The organism is Massilia sp. Root133, from assembly GCF_001426525.1.
GTDB lineage: Bacteria > Pseudomonadota > Gammaproteobacteria > Burkholderiales > Burkholderiaceae_D > Telluria > Telluria orientalis.
Window position 1 is genome coordinate 87,038 of record NZ_LMEW01000034.1, and the last position, 22,359, is coordinate 109,396.

The 22,359-nt window shown below is 68.1% G+C and carries 20 protein-coding genes; 2 read left to right on the forward strand and 18 right to left on the reverse strand.

Annotated elements, in window-relative coordinates:
* Positions 1 to 4: 4 nt before the first annotated feature.
* On the reverse strand, positions 5 to 682 hold the full coding sequence (locus tag ASD28_RS24915) for an HD domain-containing protein (protein ID WP_056135024.1): 678 nt from the start codon (positions 680 to 682) through the stop codon (positions 5 to 7).
* Between the two features lie 141 nt (positions 683 to 823).
* Complete coding sequence (locus ASD28_RS24920; protein ID WP_056135027.1) at positions 824 to 1,960, reverse strand: porin; 1,137 nt, start codon at positions 1,958 to 1,960, stop codon at positions 824 to 826.
* 307 nt (positions 1,961 to 2,267) lie between these two features.
* Here ASD28_RS24920 and ASD28_RS24925 point away from each other — a divergent pair, with 307 nt between their 5' ends.
* Positions 2,268 to 3,014 carry a nitroreductase gene (locus tag ASD28_RS24925; RefSeq protein ID WP_082579191.1) on the forward strand — a complete coding sequence of 249 codons (747 nt, stop codon included), beginning with the start codon at positions 2,268 to 2,270 and terminating at the stop codon, positions 3,012 to 3,014.
* 13 nt (positions 3,015 to 3,027) lie between these two features.
* Here the strand turns inward: ASD28_RS24925 and ASD28_RS24930 are convergent, their stop codons facing one another.
* The 4 genes from ASD28_RS24930 to ASD28_RS24945 form a co-directional block, all read right to left on the reverse strand.
* Entirely contained in the window at positions 3,028 to 4,605 is a 1,578-nt protein-coding gene (locus ASD28_RS24930) for a methyl-accepting chemotaxis protein (RefSeq protein WP_056135030.1), read from the reverse strand.
* A gap of 26 nt (positions 4,606 to 4,631) precedes the next feature.
* Entirely contained in the window at positions 4,632 to 6,008 is a 1,377-nt protein-coding gene (locus ASD28_RS24935) for an MFS transporter (RefSeq protein ID WP_056135033.1), read from the reverse strand.
* A gap of 166 nt (positions 6,009 to 6,174) precedes the next feature.
* Positions 6,175 to 6,729: an NADPH-dependent FMN reductase gene (locus ASD28_RS24940; RefSeq protein ID WP_056135035.1), complete on the reverse strand. Its 555-nt coding sequence runs from the start codon at positions 6,727 to 6,729 to the stop codon at positions 6,175 to 6,177.
* 34 nt (positions 6,730 to 6,763) lie between these two features.
* Positions 6,764 to 7,348: an isoprenylcysteine carboxylmethyltransferase family protein gene (locus tag ASD28_RS24945; RefSeq protein WP_056135038.1), complete on the reverse strand. Its 585-nt coding sequence runs from the start codon at positions 7,346 to 7,348 to the stop codon at positions 6,764 to 6,766.
* A gap of 152 nt (positions 7,349 to 7,500) precedes the next feature.
* Here ASD28_RS24945 and ASD28_RS24950 point away from each other — a divergent pair, with 152 nt between their 5' ends.
* A complete protein-coding gene (locus tag ASD28_RS24950; protein ID WP_056135041.1) occupies positions 7,501 to 8,466 on the forward strand; it encodes a LysR family transcriptional regulator in 966 nt (321 codons plus the stop codon).
* A 4-nt stretch (positions 8,467 to 8,470) separates the two neighbouring features.
* Here ASD28_RS24950 and ASD28_RS24955 read toward each other — a convergent pair whose 3' ends face one another.
* The 12 genes from ASD28_RS24955 to ASD28_RS25010 form a co-directional block, all read right to left on the reverse strand.
* Positions 8,471 to 9,004, reverse strand: a complete 534-nt coding sequence (locus ASD28_RS24955; protein ID WP_056135043.1) for a DUF4863 family protein — start codon at positions 9,002 to 9,004, stop codon at positions 8,471 to 8,473.
* A 113-nt stretch (positions 9,005 to 9,117) separates the two neighbouring features.
* Entirely contained in the window at positions 9,118 to 11,589 is a 2,472-nt protein-coding gene (locus tag ASD28_RS24960) for an EAL domain-containing protein (protein ID WP_056135046.1), read from the reverse strand.
* Positions 11,590 to 11,640: 51 nt separating this feature from the next.
* Positions 11,641 to 12,726, reverse strand: coding sequence for a YncE family protein (locus ASD28_RS24965; protein WP_056135048.1), 1,086 nt, complete (start codon positions 12,724 to 12,726; stop codon positions 11,641 to 11,643).
* A gap of 28 nt (positions 12,727 to 12,754) precedes the next feature.
* The gene (locus ASD28_RS24970; RefSeq protein WP_056135051.1) at positions 12,755 to 13,480 is read right to left on the reverse strand and encodes a hypothetical protein; all 726 of its coding nucleotides are present in this window, start codon (positions 13,478 to 13,480) and stop codon (positions 12,755 to 12,757) included.
* Between the two features lie 60 nt (positions 13,481 to 13,540).
* A complete protein-coding gene (locus tag ASD28_RS24975) occupies positions 13,541 to 14,284 on the reverse strand; it encodes a hypothetical protein (RefSeq protein WP_056135054.1) in 744 nt (247 codons plus the stop codon).
* The gene (locus ASD28_RS24980; protein WP_156403837.1) at positions 14,281 to 15,069 is read right to left on the reverse strand and encodes a hypothetical protein; all 789 of its coding nucleotides are present in this window, start codon (positions 15,067 to 15,069) and stop codon (positions 14,281 to 14,283) included. The genes ASD28_RS24975 and ASD28_RS24980 overlap by 4 nt, the downstream gene beginning before the upstream one ends.
* Positions 15,070 to 15,127: 58 nt before the next feature.
* A complete protein-coding gene (gene astA, locus ASD28_RS24985; RefSeq protein ID WP_056135060.1) occupies positions 15,128 to 16,144 on the reverse strand; it encodes an arginine N-succinyltransferase in 1,017 nt (338 codons plus the stop codon).
* Positions 16,145 to 16,151: 7 nt separating this feature from the next.
* Positions 16,152 to 17,177: an arginine N-succinyltransferase gene (locus tag ASD28_RS24990; RefSeq protein WP_082577376.1), complete on the reverse strand. Its 1,026-nt coding sequence runs from the start codon at positions 17,175 to 17,177 to the stop codon at positions 16,152 to 16,154.
* A 79-nt stretch (positions 17,178 to 17,256) separates the two neighbouring features.
* Positions 17,257 to 19,014 carry an ABC transporter ATP-binding protein gene (locus ASD28_RS24995; RefSeq protein WP_056135064.1) on the reverse strand — a complete coding sequence of 586 codons (1,758 nt, stop codon included), beginning with the start codon at positions 19,012 to 19,014 and terminating at the stop codon, positions 17,257 to 17,259.
* Positions 19,014 to 19,838, reverse strand: a complete 825-nt coding sequence (locus tag ASD28_RS25000; RefSeq protein WP_056135065.1) for an ABC transporter permease — start codon at positions 19,836 to 19,838, stop codon at positions 19,014 to 19,016. Before ASD28_RS25000 ends, ASD28_RS24995 begins: the two co-directional genes overlap by 1 nt.
* Before the next feature lie 7 nt (positions 19,839 to 19,845).
* Entirely contained in the window at positions 19,846 to 20,787 is a 942-nt protein-coding gene (locus tag ASD28_RS25005; protein ID WP_056135068.1) for an ABC transporter permease, read from the reverse strand.
* 7 nt (positions 20,788 to 20,794) lie between these two features.
* The gene (locus ASD28_RS25010) at positions 20,795 to 22,339 is read right to left on the reverse strand and encodes an ABC transporter substrate-binding protein (protein WP_056135071.1); all 1,545 of its coding nucleotides are present in this window, start codon (positions 22,337 to 22,339) and stop codon (positions 20,795 to 20,797) included.
* Between the last annotated feature and the right edge of the window lie 20 nt (positions 22,340 to 22,359).

Here is a 22,359-nt window from a genome sequence, read left to right on the forward strand (position 1 = left end):
CGGTTCAGTGGCCGTGCGCGTCCGCGCGGCCGCAGGAACAGGCATCGTTCCACGCCGAGTTGAGGATCAATCCGCAGAAGTTGGTACGCCGGTAGCCCGGGGTCTTCAACGCCAGCACGTCGGCCTTGACGTTGCCGAAGGTCGTGTCGGGCTTGTGGGCGATGCCGCGCGTGAAGGCGTCGATGATGCCCTCCTTGAAACCCTCGCCGCGGGGATGGGCGGCGACGACGAGCCGGCGCTGCTCCTCCGTGAACTGGTCGTATGCCAGGCCCAGCACGTCCATCTCGACGCCCGCCGTCACGAGCGCGACCACCGGCTTCTTGTGCTCGGGGATGCCCGGCGTCGTGTGCAGGGCGATCGCGTCCCACACCTGCTCGACGTCGGCTTCGCCGATGCCGTAGGCACGCAGGAAATCGCGGGCCGCGTTCGCACCGTCGACCTCGAAACGCAGGTCCTGGCTGCTGTACGGCGGCACCAGCCCCATGTCGTGGAACATGGCGCCGATATACAGCAGCTCGGGGTCGACCTGCAATCCCTTGCGCTGCCCCGCCAGGGCGCCGAACAGGAACACGCGGCGCGAGTGGTGGTACAGCAGGTCGGTCTCCGTATCGCGCACCAGCTGGGTCGCGTCGCGGGCCATGCGGCTGTCGGGGATGACGATGCCGGCAATCGTTTCGCTCATGGGCTTCTCCTTGGGATTCGTGGGTCACGGGATGGCGGCCATCGCAACGATGCCGCCACCGACAAGTCTGCTCCGGGGCGGCCGGCCGCGGTCGTCCCCGTGCGCGCGAAAGCAGCCAGAATGCGTGCGAATCACGCCAGGTCAGAACGCATGGCGCACACCGGCCATCAGGCCGATCTGGCTGGCGCCGGCAGCCGGCGTCGTCCCGCCGCCGCCGCCGCTGACGGAAAAGCGTGACCTGGCGCCATTCCACAGATGCCCGCCCTTGACGTACACGGCCGTCGTTTTCGACAAATAATAGGTCAGGCGCGCCGTTGCCAGCGTTGCGGCGGTGTCGTGCTGTTTCACCCGGATGTGCAGCGCTTCGCCGTCCAGCACGAGCGCATCGGTAATAAAATACTGCGCCCCGGTGTAGACCAGGTGCGAGCGGACATCGGGCAGCGCCGGGGACGCGGTCCGGACGCTGCGGCCGATCCAGCCCGCGCCCACCTTCAGGCGGCCGAACCGCAGGTAGGCGTTGGCCTGCATGCGCGCATCGTAGTCGTCACCCGACGCAAGGGGTTGGGGCGCGACACCGTCGAAGAAATTCGTGGCGGCATTCGTTCCGCCGTGCTGGCGCGCATACGCGGCGGCGACGCCGAAACGGGGCGCGTCGTACTTGAGCATCGCGCTCCATTCCCTGCACTGTACGCTTTGCGTGACGCCTCCCTCCCCGGCGCAGGTACCCTGGCCGGGCGAATTGCCGGTGCCCGCGCCATCGCGCCCGAAGGAGTACGTGGCGCCGACCGTCAAGCGGGCAAACCTGCCCTTGTAGGCAACCGTATTGTCGCTCCGCGCGTTCGGCAGATAATTGTCCAGCGCGCCGATGCCATGAATGTCGGGGCCGAGCATCTCGGCATCGGCGAGCACCCAGTACGCCATGTTGTACTGGCGGCCGAACGACACCGTCCCCCACGGGCCGTCCAGTCCGATCCACGACTGCCGCCCGAACATGCGGCCGCCCTGCCCCAGGTCGCCGCGCCGCACGTTGAAGCCGGTTTCGAGTGCGAATACCGCTTTCACGCCGCCCCCGAGGTTCTCCTCGCCGCGAAACCCGAGCCGGGACGGGAGTTCTCCGCTGACGCCCGGCAACCGCACGAGGCCGTGTCCCGCCGCATCCACATTCGACACGTATTCGATCCCGGTATCGAGCAGTCCATACATTGAAACATTGGTTTGAGCACATGCCATTGCGCTGATAAAAATGGACGCCGCAGCGCTCAACTTTGCGAACCTCATTACCGTCTCCTGAATGTCTATCGTTATATATCGCCGAATTAAAAGCTTGCACCAATCATCCGGACTCATTCAGGCTAACATCGATATACCAGGCTTCGCGGTGAATTGTATTCACGGCGCAAATGAACCAGAACGACACAGAAAAATCGCTACCGGACTTATCGAACAATTACCGAATCAATTACAGCGAAATGAATTTCGTGCAATTGCCTCATGTGGCATCCTCAATTGATCGGGAATGGGGTGCGTGCTAGCATTCATTCAGTATTCCAGCCCATTCGGGCCTATTAATTTATGGAGACAAGCAATGAATTCCGTGCATTACCAGCAAGAGGATGGCCACGCCGTGCGTGCGGGCGTGACCGATGCCGTGGCGGAGGTCGTGGACAGCGTCATGCGGGGCCGTGCCGCGGTCCGGCGCTTCCTGGACCGGCCGGTCGACCGGCGCGTCGTGACCGATATCCTCGACGTCGCCCGTAGTGCGCCGAGCAATTCCAACACGCAACCCTGGCGCGTACATGCGCTGGCCGGTGCGGCGAAAGACGCACTGTGCGCCGCACTCGGCGATGCCCACGCAAACCGCCCGGAAGCCCATACACCGTGCTATAAACATTTTCCGGATGTACTGGGCGAACGTTATGCGGCGCGCCAGGCGGCATTCGGCGCGATTTATTATGGGAGTCTCGGAATCGATTTCGACGACACGGCCCGGCGCAATATACAAACCGCCCAGAATTTCAAATTCTTCGGCGCGCCGGTCGGATTGATTTTCACGATCGACAGTTCACTCGAACGCGGCAGCTGGATCGATTACGGCATGTTTTTACAAAATATCATGCTCGCGGCGAAAGCCCGCGGCCTCGATACCTGCCCGCAAATCTCGTTCGTCAAATACCATGAAATCATCCGGCAGCATCTTTCGATTACGCCGTATGAAACCATCGTATGCGGCATGTCGATGGGTTATGCGGATCCGTCCGCCCGAATCAATGCATTGGGATTGCCGCGCGAACCCGTAACGGCATTTACCTCCTTCCTCGGATTCGACGGCTGAATCACCGCGTATATCAACCGGGCGCCCCGGCTGCCGGCAATGTCCGGCCGGGGGCCAGGCGGAATCCGCTCACCACCTCGCCAAGCACGTTGGCCTGGTCGGCCATGGACCGCGCCGCGGCGGCGCTTTGCTCGACCAGCGCCGCGTTCTGCTGCGTGACGTCGTCCATCCGGGCGATGGCAGTACCGATCATCTCGATGCCGGTACGCTGTTCCTGGCTGGCCACACTGATCCTGGCGACCACGTCGTTCACGTGCCGCACGCTGCCCACGACGTTCGCGATGGCGGCACCGGCCTCTTCCACGGTCCGGGTACCGGCCCGCACCTTGTCGGCCGAGTCGGCGATCAGCACGGTGATTTGCTTCGCCGCCCGCGCCGACCGCTCCGCCAGGTTGCGCACTTCCGCCGCCACGACGGCAAAGCCCCGGCCGTGTTCGCCCGCCCGGGCCGCCTCCACCGCGGCATTGAGCGCCAGGATATTGGTCTGGAACGCGATCTGGTCGATGACGTCGGTGATCTCGGCGATGCGCCGCGACGAGGCGTCGATCAGGCCCATGGTATCGACCACCTCGCCGACCGCCCGGCCGCCCGCGGATGCAACGTCGGCCGCGGATTGCGCGAGCCGGCTGGCCGCGTGGGCGTCGGCGGCGTTGTTGCGGACGGTCGCGGTCAACTGCTCCATGGCCGATGCCGTTTCCTCCAGCGATGCCGCCTGCCGTTCGGTACGGTTCGACAAGTCGACGTTGCCGGCCGCGATCTCGGTGGACCCGAGCCGGATCGCCCGGGCGCTGTCGTGGATGCGGCCGACCATGCCGCCCAGGCTGTCGTTCATCCGGGCCAGGGCGGCAATCAACGCTCCGGTTTCGTCGCGCGCCGTCGCCTCGATACGGGATCCCAGGTCGCCGCCCGCCACGGCATGCGCCAGCCGGCACGCAGCGCCCAGCGGTTGCGTGATCGAGCGCGTGATCCGGACGGCGAACACCGTCGCCAGCAGCATGGCCGCCGCCGCCACGCCGGCGATCACGGCGAGGCTCTGGCGATACTCCGCCGTGATGTCCGCGCTGCCCTGGGCCATCAAGCGGCCGCCCAGGACCGTCATCTGGAACATGCCGTCCCGGCACGCCTGGATGTCGGCGCCCAGGGAGCCATGCAGCAACGCGATGGCGGCGGACCGGTCGCCCGCGGCGACCAGCCCGAAGAACCTGTCCAGACCTGCCGTGTAGCGCGACCTGGCCGCGCGCAGGCGGCCGTACAGTTCCCTGCCCCTGGCCGTCGTCAGGATCTTCCCGACCTGCTCCAGGCCCTCGTCGCCGCTGCGCTGCAGGGCGGCGACCGCCGCCAGGTCCGCCCGGACCCGGTCCGTGCCGTCGTCGATGAGGACGGCGCGCAGCGCGATCTCGAGGGCATCGAGGTTCATGATCAGCCGGTTGAACGCGAACGCCTTCGGATACGTGTCCGAACTCATCCGCATGGCGGTCTCGTCGAGTTGGGCCAGGCGCGTGACGCCGATGAACGCCACGGCCAGCATCATGACGATGATGCTGCCGAAGCCGATGGCGATCCGGGCGCCGACCCGCATATGTGCGAACATGGGAACTCCCGCTTGTCGAGGACGCGTCAGTGAAGGACCGGTGCCGCGAGGACCGGCTCGCCGGTGAGGCGCCGCGATTGGGCGAGCAGCGCCGCCGCCGCGATGCAGGACGGGATGGCCAGCAATCCCATGATCTGGGCGATGCTCAGGCCCGCGGCCAGCAACGGTCCGCCGGCGAACGCGCCGACGACGCCGCCGAACCGGCCGATGCCGAGCATCCAGGCGACGCCGGACGCGCGCGCCGCGACCGGGTAGTAGGATGCGGCGATCGCCGGCATCGACGTCAGCGCGCCGGCCAGGAACGTGCCGGTCGTGAAGATCACCCACGGGAGCACGTCGCCGTCCGTCACGGTGACGCCCGCCAGCCAGACGAAACAGCCGGCCAGTGCAAACCCGGCCGCCACGACGCGATACGCATTCATGCGGTCCATCAGCCAGCCGAGCAGCAGCGGGCCGACGCCGGCACCCAGCGACAGCAGCGCCGTCATGCGCGCGGACTGCCCGAGATCGAAGCCGGCCTCGCGCATCAGCGTCGGCATCCAGCTCGTCAGCAGGTAATACACGACGAGACCCATGAAATACGTCAGCCACAGCAGGTAGGAACCGATTCGGAACTGCGCGCTGAACAGGATGGACAGCGGCGACTTGCCGCCCGCCGTTTCCTGCGCCGGCACGCGGTAGCCGGCCGCCGATGCCTTGAACGACCGGTCGATGCGCGCGAGCACGGCGCTGATCCGCGCCGCCGGATAACCGCGCGCCACCATGAAGGTCAACGACTCCGGCATGGTGAACAGCAGCAGCGCCAGCGCGATGGGCACGGCGCCCCCGATCACGAAGATGCTTTGCCATCCCAATGCGGGAATGAGCCACGCGGCCGCGAATCCGCCGCCCGACGCGCCGAGCGCGAAGCCGCAGAACATGACGTTCACCAGCAGCGAACGGTGCTTGCGCGGCGCATATTCGGACAGCAGCGTGACCGCGTTCGGCATCGCCGCGCCGAGCCCGAGGCCGGTCAACAGCCGCAGCACAGTCAATTGCTGCAGCGATCCGGCACAGGCGCTCGCCAGCGTGCACAGGCCGAAGAATGCGACGGATCCGATCAGGATGCGCTTGCGGCCGACGCGGTCGCCCAACGGCCCCGCGAACAGCGCGCCGATCGCCAGTCCGACGAGCGCGGCGCTGAACAGCGGTCCCAGCGCGACCCTGGATACGCCCCATCTGGCGGCGAGCACCGGACCGACGTAGCCGACGGCGACGGTATCGAAGCCGTCGACGGCGATGACGAAGAAACTGAGGAACATGATCCACCTCTGCAACGGCGAGAATCGGCATCGGTCGATCACGGCAACGACGTCGATGGGTTTGTCGGTCGCCGTCGGATGGGAAATTTGTGGGCTGTGCATGAAGTCGTCTCGTCTGTTTATACTGTTTATATCGAATGCCCTTGACGGGCCTGCGGTTCAACGCCAGACGATTTTGGCAGAGCATGCGCGCGCCAGGAATTGATCCCTTTGCAGCAGCGAAGTGAATACCGTGCATGTCGCGCGCCGGCCGGCGCGCGACGTCGGCTTACGCCGCGTGCCGTTCCACCCAGCCCGCGTAGGCCTGGATGAATTGCGTCAGGAACGCACGCGCGGAGTCGTCGACGAGGGCGCCGCCCTCGAATTTCGCGGCGATGCCGCCGAGATAGGCCTCGGGTTGCGGCATGCACGGCATGTTGAGGAACACGAGGCACTGGCGCACCGCGTGATTGGCCCCGAAGCCGCCCATCAGCCCTTGCGAGACGCTGACGACGGCGCTCGGCTTGCCGCTCCAGGCAGATTGACCATACGGACGCGAGCCGACGTCGATGGCGTTCTTCAAGGCCGCCGGCATCGACCGGTTGTACTCGGGCGTACAAAACAGCACGCCGTCGGCCGCGTGGATCCTGGCCCGGAAGTCGGTCCAGGCCGCGGGTGGGCCGGCATTCTCGATGTCCTCGTCGAACAGCGCCAGGTCGCCGATCTCGACGATGTCCAGCTCGATCGACGGCGGTGCCAGGCTGGCCAGCGCCTGCGCGACCTGCCGCGTGTACGACGCCTTGCGCAAACTGCCGACCAGTACCGCGATTTTCCTTGTTTTCATGGGGGTCCTTTCAAAAGATGGATAAATGGCGCCGCTACAGCCAGCGCCGGACGGATGCCCGATATGCCTGGTATGCACCGCCGAAACGCGCCGCCATGGCTTCCTCCTCGAAACGGGCCTGGACCTGAACCAGCAGTTCCTCGATGGCCCACAGGCACAGCGCCGGCCAGGTGCCGACGACGAGGAGCTGCCCCAACATCGTGACGCGGATGCCCAGATACACGGGATGGCGCGAGCGGGCGAACGGTCCGTGCGTGCACAGCCGCCCTTGGCTACCGTCGTCCACGCCCATGCGCCAGTCGCTGCCCATGGCGGCCTGCGCGTAGGCCACCCAGGCCAGACCGGCGGCCAGCAGGACCGTGCCGGCGACACGCACCGCGTCGCCCTGCCACAGCACCGGGCCGGGAAGGCCGGCGATGGCCTCGACGAGCAGGTAACAGAAATCGGCCAGCGGCAGCCAGGCGTAGAAGCAGCGGGCCGTGAAGCCGCGCGCCGAGTCACCCGCGCCCAGGGCGAGCGGCGACGTGCCGAGGCGGCGCCGGACGAGCACGAGCCGTGCCGCGCCGGCCACGCCGCCGAACACGATGGCATGCAGCAGGGGAACAAGGGACCAGGACATCGGTGGGATTCGTTCTAGCGGAGGAGCAATATGATGGCATGGCGCCTGGCGGGATTGCGGTGAATCTTCTACAAGAGCACTATGAGCAGCATGCAACACCGGGCCCGGCTGTCCCGAATTACAATCCCACCAGGATCACCGGAACGATAGCCATGAATCTCGATCGAATCGACCTGAACCTTCTGCGTGTCTTCAACGTGGTGTTCGAGGAACGCAACCTGCTGCGCGCAGCGAAACGTCTGAACCTGAGCCAGTCGGCGATCAGCCACGCGCTGGCGCGCCTGCGCTACGCCATCGACGACGACCTGTTCGTGCGCAGCGCGGCCGGCATGGTCCCCACGCCGCGCGCCATGGCCATGGCCGGCCCGCTGCGCAATGCGCTGCACCAGATCGGCGAGGCCATCGGCGGCGAACCGTTCGACCCGGCGACCACGGGGCGCGAGTTCGTGGTCGCCGCGACCGATTACGTCACGGTCCTGTTGCTGGGGGCGCTCGCCGCCGACCTGGACGAGCACGCGCCGTTCGCCAATCTCGTCGTCCGTCCCTCGACGCGGATCGACCTGGCGGGCCAGATCGACCTGGGCAGGATCGACCTCGCCATCGGGGTCTACGCCGAGATCCCCGCCCGCTTCCGCTTCATGTGCTTGTGGACACAGGTCGACAGCCTCGTGATGCGCCAGTCCCATCCCCTGTGCGACAAGGTTCTGGACAACCAGGCGCTGCTGGACTATCCGCTGCTGACGGTGTCGCTGGGGGGCACCGAGGAAGGCGCCGTCGACGGCTACATCGCCGAACGGGGCCTCGCGCGCCAGTCCGAAATGTTCGACCGCCAGTCATTGGTCGACGCGCTGGCGCCGGACACGCCCCGCTTCCGGATGCAGGTCGCGCATGCGCTGGCGGTCCCCACGCTGCTGCGCACCAGCGACATGCTGGCCCTGCTGCCTTCACCGCTGGGCCGGCTGTTCGCACGTGAATACGATGTGCACAGCGTAGCGCCGCCCTATGCGCCCCGTCCGGTGGACGTGCACGCCGTCTGGCACGAACGCAACGACGCCGATCCGGCGCACGCCTGGTTCCGCGAGCGGCTCGCCCGGCTGGCGCCGGGCCTGTCGCTCTGAACGGTCAAGCGGCCGGTGGCTTGACGTCGTAGGCGATCCGTCCGGCCGGCAGATAGAACAGCGCGATCACGGCGCCGCCCCGCGCTTCCGGGTAGTGATGGCTGCCGGGCGCCGGCGCGGTCCAGCCGGCCCCCCGCCAGCCGAGCGGCCCGGCCAGCTGCGCACCCGGCGTCAACGGAATCACCATGTTCAATTCGCCGTAGGGATGGGAGTGATAATCGCCGCGGAACACGTCGGCGGTATCGCCATGGCCGCCCGGCATGCTGTCCATGTAGACGGCCGTGATGCTGAAGTAATCGGTCGCGGCGCTCGGCTCGGCCAGGCGGCTGCGGCGGTAGCGCGGGCCGGCGATCTCGACGTTGGCGGCCCAGCCCTCTTCCACACCGGTCTTGATCAGGGCGGCCAGCTCGTCGTACAGCGCGCTTCCCGGGCCGTACGTGTCGTTAAGCCAGTGTTCGAGTTCCGCACCTGCCGTTTTGTTTTTGACGTCCTGCAGAAAAGCCGCACTGCGTGCGATCAACCGCGCTTTTGCATCCATGATTTCTCCTTTCAAGTGACGAAACCATGTTCGCATGGCGCGCGGCCACGCTGCGGTGAAATGTTTGCATGGCCGCAATGAGCAGTATGCAATGCCGGAAGTCGGCCAACCCGTCAGATCGCTCCCGCCGCCTCACGAACGCGGCGTCCCGTGCTCTCGAGCCAGGCGCCCAGCCCGGCGGCGGGAAACGGTTCCGCCACATAAAAGCCCTGCGCTTCGTCGCAGCCGTACGCGGCGAGCGCATCCCAGATCTCCGCGCTCGCCGTTCCCTCCGCGACGACCGTCATCCCGAGGTTATGGGCCAGCTCGATGGTGGACTTGACGATCGCCGCCGCGCGCGGGTCCTCCAGCATCCGCATCGTGAAGCCATGATCGATCTTGATCACGTCGACCGGCATCCGGGTCAGGTAGCCGAGCGACGAGTAACCGGTACCGAAATCGTCGATAAACAGGCGGAATCCCTTGCTGCTCAGTGCCGCGAGCTCCGCGAGCGAGGCCTCGGGATCCGTGATCAGGCTGCTTTCGGTGATTTCGAGCCCGAGCCAGTCCGCGCTCCCGCCCCAGGTGTGCAACAGCGCTTCGAGGTTGGGGACGAGATCCGGCGACAGCAGGTTGCGCGGCGAGACGTTGACGGCCAGCGGGATGCGCAAGCCCTCGCGCGCCCAAGCGAAGTACTGGCGTACGGCCGCCTGCAGCATGTGGCGGGTCAGCACGTGGATCAGTTCCGTATCCTCGATCAGCGGCACGAACAGCGCTGGCTGGACCATGCCGAGGCGCGGATGGCGCCAGCGCACCAGCGCTTCCACGCCGGTGACCTCGTTGGTGCGGATCTCGACCTTCGGCTGGCAATACAGTTCGATCTGTCCGTCGTGGATCGCCTTGCGGAATTCCCCGAGCAGGGCGAGGCGGTCGGGATGGTAGGGATCGTCGCCCGGGTCATACACGAGCACGTCGGTACCGATCTGGCGCGCCCGGAACACGGCGACATGCGCCTTGCGCATCAGGGCGGCCGTATCGGTGGCGTGCCCGGGGCACAAGGCGATGCCGATGTGCACGCTGATGTCGTACTGGACGCCGGCAACCTGGAACGGCTGCTCGAACGCGTGCAGCAAGGCGCGCGCGCGCGGCTTGGAGTCGTAGGCGCAGGCGCCCGACAGCACCGCCGCGAACTGGGAACCGCCGAGGCGGGCCACCTGGACACCGGCGTCGAGCGCGCCGGCGATGCGCTCGGAAACGGCCTTCAGCAGGCCGTCGGCATTGCCGTGGCCGAGGGTCAGGCAAATGTCCTCGAACCGGGCCACGTCGATCAGCAGCAGCGCCAGCGGCACGAAATCGGGCGAGTCGATCGCGATCGACCGGTCCAGGTGACGGCGCAGCGCCACCTGGTTCATCAGGCCGGTGACCTCGTCGTGGTAGGCAAGCCTCTGGATTTCCAGCTGCGCCAGCCTGGCCTCGGTGATGTCGCGCGAGTACCCCACCATGCGCACTGCCTTGCCTGCGGCGTCGGTCTGCACCTCGGCCTGGCTTTCCAGGTAGTACAACTCACCGGGCCGGGGCACCACGCGGAATTGCACGTGATAGCGCGTACCCGGATTCGCAAGGCACGCGGCGCGGGCAGCCTCGACCAGCGGCAGGTCGTCCGGATGGATGCGGGCGTTCAGCAGGGCGAGCGGCACCTCGCATTCGCTGAAGCCGAAGACCTTGTGCAGTTCGTCGGACGTCATGTACGCGGTGCCCTTGGCAAAGTCGACCGTCCAGGTGCCGACCCGGGCGATGCGCTGTGTTGCCGAGAGGTCGATCCGGGTCTGGCGCAGGCTTTCCTCGACGTGCCGGCGCTCCGTGAGATCGAGGCTGGCGCACACGAAGACACTCGGGGTGCCATCGGGTTCGTCCTTGCGCGTCGCCTCGACGCGCACGATGCGTTCGCTGCCGTCGGGCCAGCGTACCCGCCATTCGGTATCGAAAGGCGTGCCGGCGTCGATGCACGCGCGGATCGCCGCGGCGGCGCGTGCGCGGTCGGCTTCACGCAAACACCCGACCCAGGCGTCGATCGCGCCCGCGAGGTCATCCGGCAGGTCGCCGACCTGCAATCCGAAGTTGCGGTATTGCTGCGCGGACCAGGTCTGCCGTTTGCGCCTGAGTTCGAGGACACAGTGTCCCACCCCGCTCAATTCCTGGGCCAGCGCACAATGCTCGCGCATCACGGACAGATCGGTCAGCATGTCCTGCTGTTGCGTCACGTCCTGCACGCACAGCAGCACATGGCGGCCGGGCACGTCGATGGGCGCCAGCGTGGCCGCTGCCCAGAAGCAACTCCCGTCGCGCCGGCGTTGCGCGACGATGTCCGGCGGCCCCGGCGGCGCGGCGCCGGCGCCGTGCAGCCGCGCGCCGAGCCCGTCGCAGATGTCGGACAGCGCGACCGCCCTCCATTCGTCGCCACGGTAGCCATAGGCCCGGTCGGCGGCGGCATTCGCCGCGACGCACCGGCCGGTCGCGGCGTCGAAGATCATCAAGGGCATGCCGGCATGGGCGAATGCCTTCGTCTCCTGTGCTCTTGCTTCGTCGCGTGACGTGCCGTCGTCCATGATGGTTTCATTCTAGTACACACCATCCTGAAAAGAACTGTTTTTCGCGGGCTAGCGCGTGTAGGTCAGCACGCTGAACGTGTTGGGCACGAAATGCAGGCTGTCCTCGTCGCCATCGTCGCCGGCCCGTTTATAGTATTGCGCGTTCACCAGATAGATCGTGCCGGTGCGCTCGTCGAGGACACCGGTGCGCGCGAGGGGCCGCGTGCCGATGGTCTCCACGGGCTGGTAGCGGTCGGAAGACTGCTTGGCGATCACCGACAGGCTGCCGTCCTCGCCGTTGGCGGTCACGACCTGGCCGTGGCGGGCGTCGTACATCACCTCGTCCACGCCGCGCCCGATCGGCACCGCGGCGATCGTCCGTGCGTCGTCCGCGTCCACGACCAGCAGGCGCGGCGCGGTCCGCTCGTCGCCGCGGCAGCCGACGTAGATGCGCCGGTCGGGGCGGTCCAGCTCCAGCGCCGCCGGCGCGCGGCAGGCTGCGTCCAGCGGCACGGTAGCGGCCAGCCGCATCGTGCGCACGTCCACCCGCGCGAGCGCGGCGCGGTCGCGCAGCGGCATCCACAGATTGCCCTGGTTGTCGGCCCGCGGCGCATCGACCTTGATGCTGTCCACGACGACCTTGCCGACGGGCTTGCCGGTGCGGGCGTCGAACAACAGCACGGGCGTCTGCTTCTTGTCTTCATCGGCCTCGCCGACGATGGCGATGCGCTTGCTGACCGGGTCGTAGGCGGCGCCGTCGAAGCCGTCGGTCTCGCTCTTGTAGCGCGCCAGCGTCGCCAGGGTGGACAGCCTGAACACGACGACATGGCCGTCCCTGGTGCCCACGATGCCGAGGTCGAACTCGGGCGCCAGCGCCGACGTGTTGGCGCCCGCCGACCGGGCCAGCGTGCGGATCACCTTGCCCGACCGGATGTCGTACACGTGCAGGCCTTCGTCGCGGTGGGCGATGAACAGGCGGTTGCGGCCCGCGTCGAGCGACGGATAGTCCCAGCCGGAATCGCCGCCCGGGATGGTCACGACCTTCTCGAGGTGAAAGGTGGGGCCCGCCGCGGCGATGCCCGTGCCGGCCATGCAGGCGCCGGCCAGCAGGGCGCCGGCGAGCGGGCGCAGGCGAGGTTGCAGGAATGTCTTCATGGCGTCTCCTTCGTCTTCCGCCGGTTGGTCAAAAAGGCACCCCGACGATCGCTTTCACTACCCAGCGGTCGGATGCCGCCGCGTTGCCGCGGCCGACGCCCAGGTTCAGGTCCCAGCCGCGCACCGACGTGTCGAGCACGGCGTAGGTGGTATGGGCCTGGCGCCCGGGATTGTCGAGCCGGCGGATTTCGCCGAGATCGTTGTAGTGCTCGATGCCGACCTGCAGCGCGTCCGACACGGCATAGCTCAGCTTGGTCGCAAGTTCGAGCGTGGTCGGCGCGCTCACGGGCCCGGACACCTTGAAGCCGACGTTCGCGTTGACCGCCGCGGTCCAGTGCGTCCCCTTGTAGCCGAGGATGCCTTTCAGTTCGCCGTTCCACGGGTTTTCGTCGAGACGGTGGTCGACCCGTCCCACCTCCAGGTTCGCGCCGTAGAAGACGGGATCGTCGGGGCCGGTCGGGATGAACTTGAGGCGCAGCTTCTCGCCGCCCACACGGTAGCGGTTGTCGGCATCGCGCAGTCCCAGCACATAGGCGCCCAGTTCCAGCGTACGGGTCAGGCCGTAGGAGAATTCGGGGGTGACGCGCAGCGCGTGCCGTGCCAGTTGCGCGCCCGGATAGTCGGGCGTGGCCGCACCGGTCAGGACGTAGTTCGCGTGCACATCCAGTCCGAATTCGCCGGGCTGGCCCATCTCGTTCATGTAGACCTGGATTTCCTCGGGCGCGGCGGCGGCCGTCGCGGCACAGGAGGCCAATGCAGCTCCAGCCAGGCAGCGGAGCAATGAAGTTCTTGTCGATGTCATGGTGTTTTACTTTTACTTAAACATGGGAATGGTCCAGGTCAGGCCGACCCGTAACTCGGTGACGTTCTCGCGGTCCTCGCGCGCGCGCCGGATGCCGGCATCGAACACCAGGTCGTCGCGGTAGGGCCAGATGGCGCCGGCCAGGGCCGAATTGGCGCGGCCGCCCTGGTTGTCGCGCTCGTTGAAGATTTCCAGGACCGGCCGGATGCCCTCGCCCCGCCCCTCGACGATGACGCCGACGAAGCGGCCGCTGGAGCGGTCGCGGTTGCGCGCCACCTCGGCGTTGACGTGCACGGTGACCGGACCGGCGTGCTGCGACACGATGGCCGCGCAGGTGCCCCCGCCGCCATGGTCGCCATGCACCTCGGGCAGCAGCACGCCGCATTCCGCGGCGATGCTGACGCCCTCCTCGCCCTGCAACACGCCCTTGCGCAGCACGTGCTTGACGGAGAACGCGGTATCGGCGAAGCGGTTGCGCTGGCCGTCGGTGGCGCCGAGATCGCGTTCGGCCCTGCCTTCGAGGACGAGTTCGAAACCGCCCGGCAGGCCGAGATTGTTGACGATCGCCGGCCCCAGCAACGTGCGGCCGCTGCCGTGGCGCAGGTAGCCGAGGGGGCCGAATTCGAGTTCGTATTCGCCCGCCTCCGCGACGTCGGCATCGGTGCCGTTGAATGGCCGGTACGCATGCGCAGGCGCGGACAGGAAGACGGCCATGACGAGGCAGGCCGATACCATCGAGGAAAACGTGCGGCTCATCGTGCGCTCTTCAATTCGTCGGCGATGATGTACTGGCGATTGACGCGGTACTGGCCCTTGTCCTTGCTCCAGGCGACCCAGTCCGGATTGTTCCTGACCAGGTCGGCGCGCACCTTGGCCTGGGTCCGTTCGCGCAGGCCGAGGCCGGTATCGCCGTTGTACTCATAGAACATCAGCGCCGACCAGTGGCGCCCGACCACATAGCGGCCGAGCAGGACCTGGTAGCGATTGAGCACGTCTTCCTTCAGCCAGCCGTCGAGTTGCGGCACCAGGTAGCCGCGCAGGTAGGCGAGATATTTATCGGTCGATACGAGATAGTCGTAGGGGATGACGACGTACACGCCGGAACCCTTGCTGGCGCCGCCTTCGAGGTACAGGTCGGCCGGATTCGTGTCGATCCGGTCGACCAGCGCCAGCGCCTGCTGCGGCAGGCCGGCCGGCAGCGCCGCCTCGATCTCGCGCCACGACGCCATCTTGTCGGCCGTGGGGAAATTCAGGACCGTCATCATGTCCCAGTTCTGGTTGTCGACCCAGCGGTTGAACAAGACCTTGTAATTGCTCAGCAGGCCGTCGCGCTTCCACTTGTCCAGCCGGGCCAGGCCTTCGCCCTGCATGAACTGGCGCAGCGCCAAGCGGTTGACGGGCTTGACGTGGTATTCCAGCACCAGGCTCGTGGTACCCGCGACCGTCGGGTCGGCCAGCGGAGCGGCTGCCGCGCCGGCCGCGGCCGTGGCGAGCAGGCAGGACAGCACCATGCGGTGCCATAGGGAAAGGATCTGGTTCAAGGTAATGCCTCCTGTTAAGTTATGTTTTTTTCGTTATTGCAATGGCTGCGCGGGTTTTTCAGGTGCCCGGATTGAGCGCCATGCTGCGCACCGGCGCCGCCCGCGCGTCGAGCGCTTCCATGGCCGGCGCCGGCAGCACGAGCTCGCCGTCGACCATGCCGGCCGGCGTGGCGACGACGCGGAACCGGGCCATGTCGGCGCGCGCGGCCAGCGTCATGGCGCCCTGCCCGGGCTCGCCGGCGCGCGCCGGCGCGAGCACGCTGTCGCGGCTGGCGCGCAGCTCGTCGACCCGCGCCTGCAGCACGGGCCCGCCGTCGAAGATGTCGAGGTAGCCCTGGTAACGCAGCCCTTCCTGCTCGAGCAGGCGGCGCGCGGGCGTCGTGTGGACATGGGTCTGGCCGATGGCGGCGCGCGCCTCGTCGCTGAGGAAGCTCGTGTAGAGCGGATGGCGCGGCATCAGCTGGGCGATGAAGTTCTTCCTGCCGTTCCCGCACAGGTCGTCGGCCGTGTCGAAATCCATCTTGAAGAAATGGCGTCCCAGGCTTTCCCAGAACGGGGACGTGCCGTCGGGCTTCTGGAAGCCGCGCATTTCCGCGAACACGGTCTCGGGAAACAGCTCGGGAAACTGGGCGATGAACAGCAGGCGGCTCTTCGACAGCAGGCGGCCGTTGACGCCGCTGCGATAGTCCGGATGCAGGTACAGCGAACACAGTTCCGCGCAGCCTGTCATGTCGTAGCACAGGTACAGCGCCTCCATGCGGCTGAATACGCCGACCTCGCTGCTCGCGTGGACGAGGATCCCGAGCCGGTAGTTGTAGAACGGTTCGTCCAGGCCGACGGCACCCTTGATGGCGCAGATGCCGGCCAGCCGGCCGGTGCGCGTATCCTCGGCCACGAACACGAAGTCGCGTTCGGCGGGTGCCGCGGTGCCGGCGAAGGACGCCGCGGCGATTTCCAGGCGCGCGTTCAGCGCCGCGCGGTCCGGCTTGATGGTGGTCATGCCGGGCCCGACGTCGTGCGCGAGGGCGAGCACGCCCTCGAGGTCCGCCGGGGTGGCGTTTCGTACGATTAACATAATGCGCTCACATCAAAACACAGGAAATCGGGTCGCCGCTGCCGACGTCGAGCAGGCGCTGCTGCTGCGGCGTCAGGGCGATGGCGTCGTCCCCGTCGAGCGGCCCGGACGGCACCGCGATCGCGCGGAACTGCTGTTCGCGCGCATTGCAGACGAGGTAGCGCCGGATGCCGCCGTGCAGCCCGGGCGCGCGGGCCAGGACGCGGCGGCGCTGCACACCGGTCGTGCAGCGCAGCACCTGGCGCGCGGCGCGCAGCACCGGGCCGCCGTCGCAGATGTCGACGTAGCCGGCGGTCTGGAACCCTTCGCGGCAGAGTGGCCCCAGGCTCGGGGCCGCGCCGGCATCGGGGGCGGCGATCGCCGCGCGCGCCGCGGACGGCAGCAGGCCCACGTAGACCGGGTGATGGGGCATCACGCCGGCGATGCGGGCGGCGTCGCGCGCGCCTGCGAGCAGGGTTTCCGCCGCGTCCACGTCCATGCCGAAGAACTTGCGGCCGACCGCGTTCCAGAACGGCGACCCGCTCTCTCCCGCCAGCGGTCCGGGCAGCGCGGCGAAGAATTGGTCGGCGCAGCGCCGTGGCGCCAGCGCCGCGTACAACAGGCGCGCGCGGGCCAGCAGCGCTTTCTGGGCCCAGTCGAGCGCCGGGTCCGGCGCGTGGAAGCCGGCCAGCTGCGAATGGCCGGACAGGTCGGTGCACAGGCGCAGCATGGCGACGTCGACGCGCACGGCCGGATCGTCCGAGGCCTGCTGCATCATGTCCTTGCGAAACGCCAGATAGCCGCCGCCGTCGCCGGCCCGCGCCACCAGCGTGGCGGTACCGGCGATGGCGCCCTGCCCGTCCGCGAGCACGAAGGTGTAGCGCTCGGCGCCGGGCGCCTGGGCGGTGGCCCCGAACGACGCGACCGAGCGCTCGATCATGGCGGCCAGCGCGGCACGCCCGCGCGGCAGGGTATGGACGCGGCGGCTGCCGCGCCCGGCCAGCGCTTCCAGCTGCGCCAGGTCGGCGGTTTCCACGGGACGTACGACGTACATGGTGCTCTCCTTGTGTGCACGCGTGACGGGACCCGCCACGTCCTGCGCGGCGGCACCGTGTCGTGCGGTCGGTTCTGGGTCAGGCCCCGAGGGCTACCGCCACGCAGTGCGGCGGCGTATCGGTCGACAGCTCGACCACGCAGCGGCCGTTGCCGTCGCGCTCGGGTTCGAAATACGGCAGATCGGGACAGCTCTTCGGCAGGCGGCGTTGCTCGATGCGGAAGCCCTGGATGCTGTCGCCGTACAGCTCCGGCACCGCCTGCAGCAGGCGCCGGGTGTAGGGATGGCATGGACGGTCGAACACGTCGTCGCGCGTGCCCTGCTCCACCACGTGGCCGCGCAGCAGCACGATGACGCGGTCCGAGACCTGCTCGACGACGCCGAGGTCGTGCGAGATCAGGAGGCAGGCGAAGCCGTAGCGGTCCTGCAGGGCCACCAGCATGTCGAGCACCTGCTTCTGCACGGTCACGTCGAGGGCGGAGACCGGTTCGTCCGCGATGATGATCTCGGGACGCGTCACCAGCGCCCGCGCGATCGCGACCCGCTGGCGCTGGCCGCCCGACAATTCGTGGATGTAGCGCCGGGCGAAATCGCCGCCGAGCTGCACGTCCTCGAGGGCGCTCGCCACGCGTGCGTCGCGCTCGTCCGGGTCCAGCCCGGGGTCCAGGCGCAGGCCTTCGCCGACCAGCGCGCCGACCTGCATGCGCGGGTCCAGCGACGAATACGGATCCTGGAACACCATCTGGATGCGCCGGCCCGCGGCGCGGCGCGCGCTGCGCGAGCAGCCGATCAATTCCTCGCCGCCGAGCCGGATGCTGCCGCCGCTGGGTTGCGCCAGTCCGAGGATGGCCTTGGTCAGCGTGGTCTTGCCGCTCCCGGATTCGCCGACGATGGCGACCGTCTCGCGCGGCGCGAGCGTAAAAGAGGCCGGATGCAGCGCGCGCACGGTGCGCTTGCCGCGCCATCCTTCCCTGACCGTGTAGTCCACGCTCAGGTCCTGCACTTCGAGGATCGGCGCGGCGGGCGGCGGCGCGGCGGCGCCGGCGTCGCGCCGCGGCAGGGCTTCGAGCAGGCGCCGGGTGTAGAGCTGCGCGGGCCGCGCCAGCACGCGCCGTACCGGCCCGGTCTCGACCGCGTCCCCGCGGCACATCACCAGCACGTTCTCCGTGTACGCGGCGACGAGCGGCAGGTTATGGCTGACGAAGATCAGCGCCGTCCCCTCCTGCTCGGTCAGCTCGCGCATCAGGTCCAGCACTTCCTTCTGCACGACGCAGTCGAGCGCGGTGGTCGGTTCGTCGGCGATCAGCAGGCGGGGCTTGAGCAGCATGACGGCGGCCAGCATGATGCGCTGGCGCATGCCGCCGGAAAATTCGTGCGGATAGCGGCGCATGCAGTCGCGCGGGTTGCGCACCAGGACGCGTTCGAGCATCGCGACCGCCAGCTCGCGCGCCTGCGCCCGGCCGGCGCCGCGGCGCGCCACCAGCGCCTCGGTCAGCTGGTCGCCGATGCGGAACGCGGGATTCAGCGACACCATCGGCTCCTGGAACACCATGCCGATCTCGCAGCCGCGCAGCGCACGCCAGTCGGCCTCGCGATTGGCGGTCAGCTCGCAGCCGTCGAAGCGCAGGCTGCCGGCGCCGATGGCGGCCGCGTCCGGCAGCAGCCCCAGCAGGGCCTTGCCGATCATGGTCTTGCCGCTGCCCGACTCGCCGACGATGGCCAGCGAGCGGCCGGCCTCGAGGTCGAAGCCGATGCCGTTGACGACGGCGCGGCGGCCGCCATCCCCGTCGGGGAACGTGATGGTCAGGTCGCGGACACTGAGAAGTGGATGGGACATCAGTGGCCTCCGTTCATGCGTGGGTCGAGCAGGTCGCGCAGCGCGTCGCCCAGCATGTTGATGCCGAGGAGCGCGAGCGAGATCATGATGCCCGGGAAAATCGACAGCCAGATGGCCTGTTCCATGGCGTTGCGGGCGTCCGACAGCATGCCGCCCCATGACGCGGCCGGCGGCGGCACGCCCAGGCCGAGGAAGCTGAGCGCGCTCTCGGCCAGCAGCGCGGAGCCGAACAGCGACGTCGCGAAGATCAGCAGCGGCGCGGCGCAGTTGGGCAGGATGTGGCGCCACACGGTCCACCAGCCGCTGTTGCCCATCACCTGGGACGCGACCACGTAGTCGCGCTGGCGCAGGCCGAACACGGTGGCGCGGGCGATGCGGGCCACGGACGGCGTGTAGGCCAGGCCGAGGGCCAGCACGACGCCGGACTTGGACGGGCCGACGATGGCCATGATGCCGAGTGCCAGCAGCAGGCCCGGGAACGCCATCAGCGATTCGAGGAAGACCATGATGATGCGGTCGGTCCAGCCGCCGAGATAGCCGGTGAGGATGCCGAGCGCGCCACCGAGGAGCGTGGCGAACGCCACGGTGCCGACGCTGACGGCGACGCTGACCCCGGCGCCGGCCATGATGCGCGACAGTACGTCGCGGCCGAATTCGTCGGTGCCCAGCCAATGCGCCGCCGACGGCGCGGCGAACCGCGCCAGCAGGTCGCCTTCGACCGGATCGTAGGGCGTGTAGATGGTACCGAGCGCGGCCATCAGCACGACGATGCCGACGAAGACGGTACCGGCCACCAGGTTGATACGCTTGAAATGTGTGGTCATGGCAGGATTACAGCTTGATACGCGGGTCGAACAGCGGATACAGCAGGTCGACGACCAGGTTGACGAACACGTACAGGAAGGCGACGAACAGCAGGCAGCCCTGTACCACCGGATAATCACGCGAGGAAATCGCCTCGACCAGCAGGCGGCCGAGGCCCGGCAGCGTGAACACGGTCTCGATCACCGCCGCGCCCGACAGCAGATGGCCCAGCACGAGGCCGATCACGGTCAGGGCCGGGCCGAACGCGTTCGGGAAGGCGTGGCGCAGCAGCACGCGGCGCTCGGGCAGGCCCTTGGCGCGGGCGTGGGCGATGTATTCCAGCCGCAGCACGTCGATGGTACTGGCCCGCATCATCCGCGCCAGCGCCGCGATTTCCGTCAGCGCGATCGCGACGACCGGCAGCACCATGTACTTGAGCGCCGGCCAGCCGATCTCGGCGAACGACTCGAAGCCGAAGGTCGGCAGCCAGTCGAGCTGCACGCCGAACAGCCAGATCAGCATGATGCCGGCCCAGAAACTGGGAATCGACACGAGGAAGATCGCCCCCGAGACGACGGTCAGGTCCTGCCAGCGGTTCTGCTTCCAGGCCGCGAACATGCCGGCCGGCAGCGCGATCAGGCTGGCCAGCAGCGTGGCGGCCAGCACGATCTGGGCCGTGACGGGAAAGCGCTCCATGATCAGGTCGAGCACGGGTTCGCCGGTACGGACCGACGTGCCCAGGTCGCCGTGCAGGAGCTTGCCGGCCCAGCCGGCGAACTGCTGCGGCAGCGACAGGTCGAGGCCCAGCTGGGTGCGCATTTCCTGCGCCAGCGCGGGGTCGCCCGTGTCGCCCAGCATCAGGCTGACGGGGTCGCCCGGAATGAGGCGGATCATGGCGAACACCAGCAGCGACACGACGAGCGCGGTGGGAATCGCCATCAGGATGCGTTTTGCGACATACGACAACATGGGAACCCTATCGTTTGCTGACGTTGAACAGGCGCGGCCGATGCAGCGACCACGGTACGAAGCCCGACAGCCGCTTGCTGACGGCGACCAGCGCCGGCGTGTTGTAGATCTCGATCATCGGCGTGGCCGCGATCATGCGCTGGTGGATCTGCTCGAACGCGGCCTTGCGCTGCGCCGGATCGCTGACGCCGGCGATGCGGGCCAGGATCGCGCTCGCTTCCGGGTCGGTCCACTGGCTGGTCGGGGTGCGGCTCTTGTCGCCGAGGACGTCGCCGTACATCACGGCCGGATCGAGGCGCGAGGAATACGTGAAGGCCATGATCTGGAATTTGCCTTCGCGGTAGTTCGACACCTGCGTCGCCCATTCCAGCACCTCCACGACGGCGTGGATACCGGCGCGGCGCAGCATGCTCTGCGCGACCACGGCGATCCGGTACAGGTCCGGGAAGCGCTTGTTGGTCTGGATCGTGACGACCTCCCCCTTGTAGCCCGCTTCCGCCAGCAGCGCTTTTACCTGCGCCAGGTCCTGCACATAGCCCCTGGCATGCACGGGCGAGTAATTCGCGGTCCCCAGCGGCACGAGCGACGGATTGTAGGTCGTGGTCTTGTTGGTCAGCGCGGCGACCAGCGTCGGCAGGTCGAGCGACAGCGCCACGGCGCGCCGCATCGCCGGCTTCGACAGCAGCGGGTCGCGCGACTGCATCAGCAGCGCGTTGGCGTCGAGGTTCTGCTCGACGTGGATCGTCCACAGCGGCGCTTTCGGCGGCGGGCTGTCGCTCTGGGCCGTGATCAGGTCGACCTGCCCGGACATGAACGCCGCTTTCTGCGAGGCGGCGTCGGGGATGACGACGAAGCGCAGGTTCGCCAGCGCGCGCTTGGCGCCGGCCAGGCCGTCGGGCGGCTCCGGACGCGGCTGGTAGCCGGGCCAGGCGAGCAGCTGGACGAACTGGCCGCGGCGCCACTGGCCGAACATGTAGGGCCCCGTGCCGATGGGACGCAGCCACTTGCCGGCGGCATCGACCGAATCGGGGTGCAGCACGGCGAGCGGACACTGGATGTTGGCCAGCTGCTGCAGGAACAGCGCGTTGGGGCGGTCCAGTTCGATCGTGACGGCATCGGGCGCGTCGGCGCGCGCGGCCACCACTTTCGCCCCCTTGCTGCCGTCGTACTGGTTGCGGCAATACGATTCGGCGCGCGGGTCCATGATGCGGTTCAGGCTCCAGATCACCTCGGCGGACGTGACCGGCGCGCCATTGTGGAAGCGCACGCCGTGGCGCAGCTTGAAGCGGTACGTCTTGCCGTCGGGCGAAATCGTCCAGCTGTCGGCCAGCATGGGCCCGACCCCGAGGTCGCTCTTGAGCGCCACCAGCGATTCGACCACGTGCAACATGATGCCGTCGGTGAGCGTGTTGCGCGAACGGTGGCCCGGCATCGACGTCGGCGTGTCGAAGCTCTCGGCGATGCGGATCTCGGTCGGCGACGGCGGCGCCGCCAGCGCGCCCGTGCAAAGCAGCAGGGCTGGCAGGGCCCACGGTCGGAAGCGTCTCTTCATCTGTTTCCCCTGGCAATACT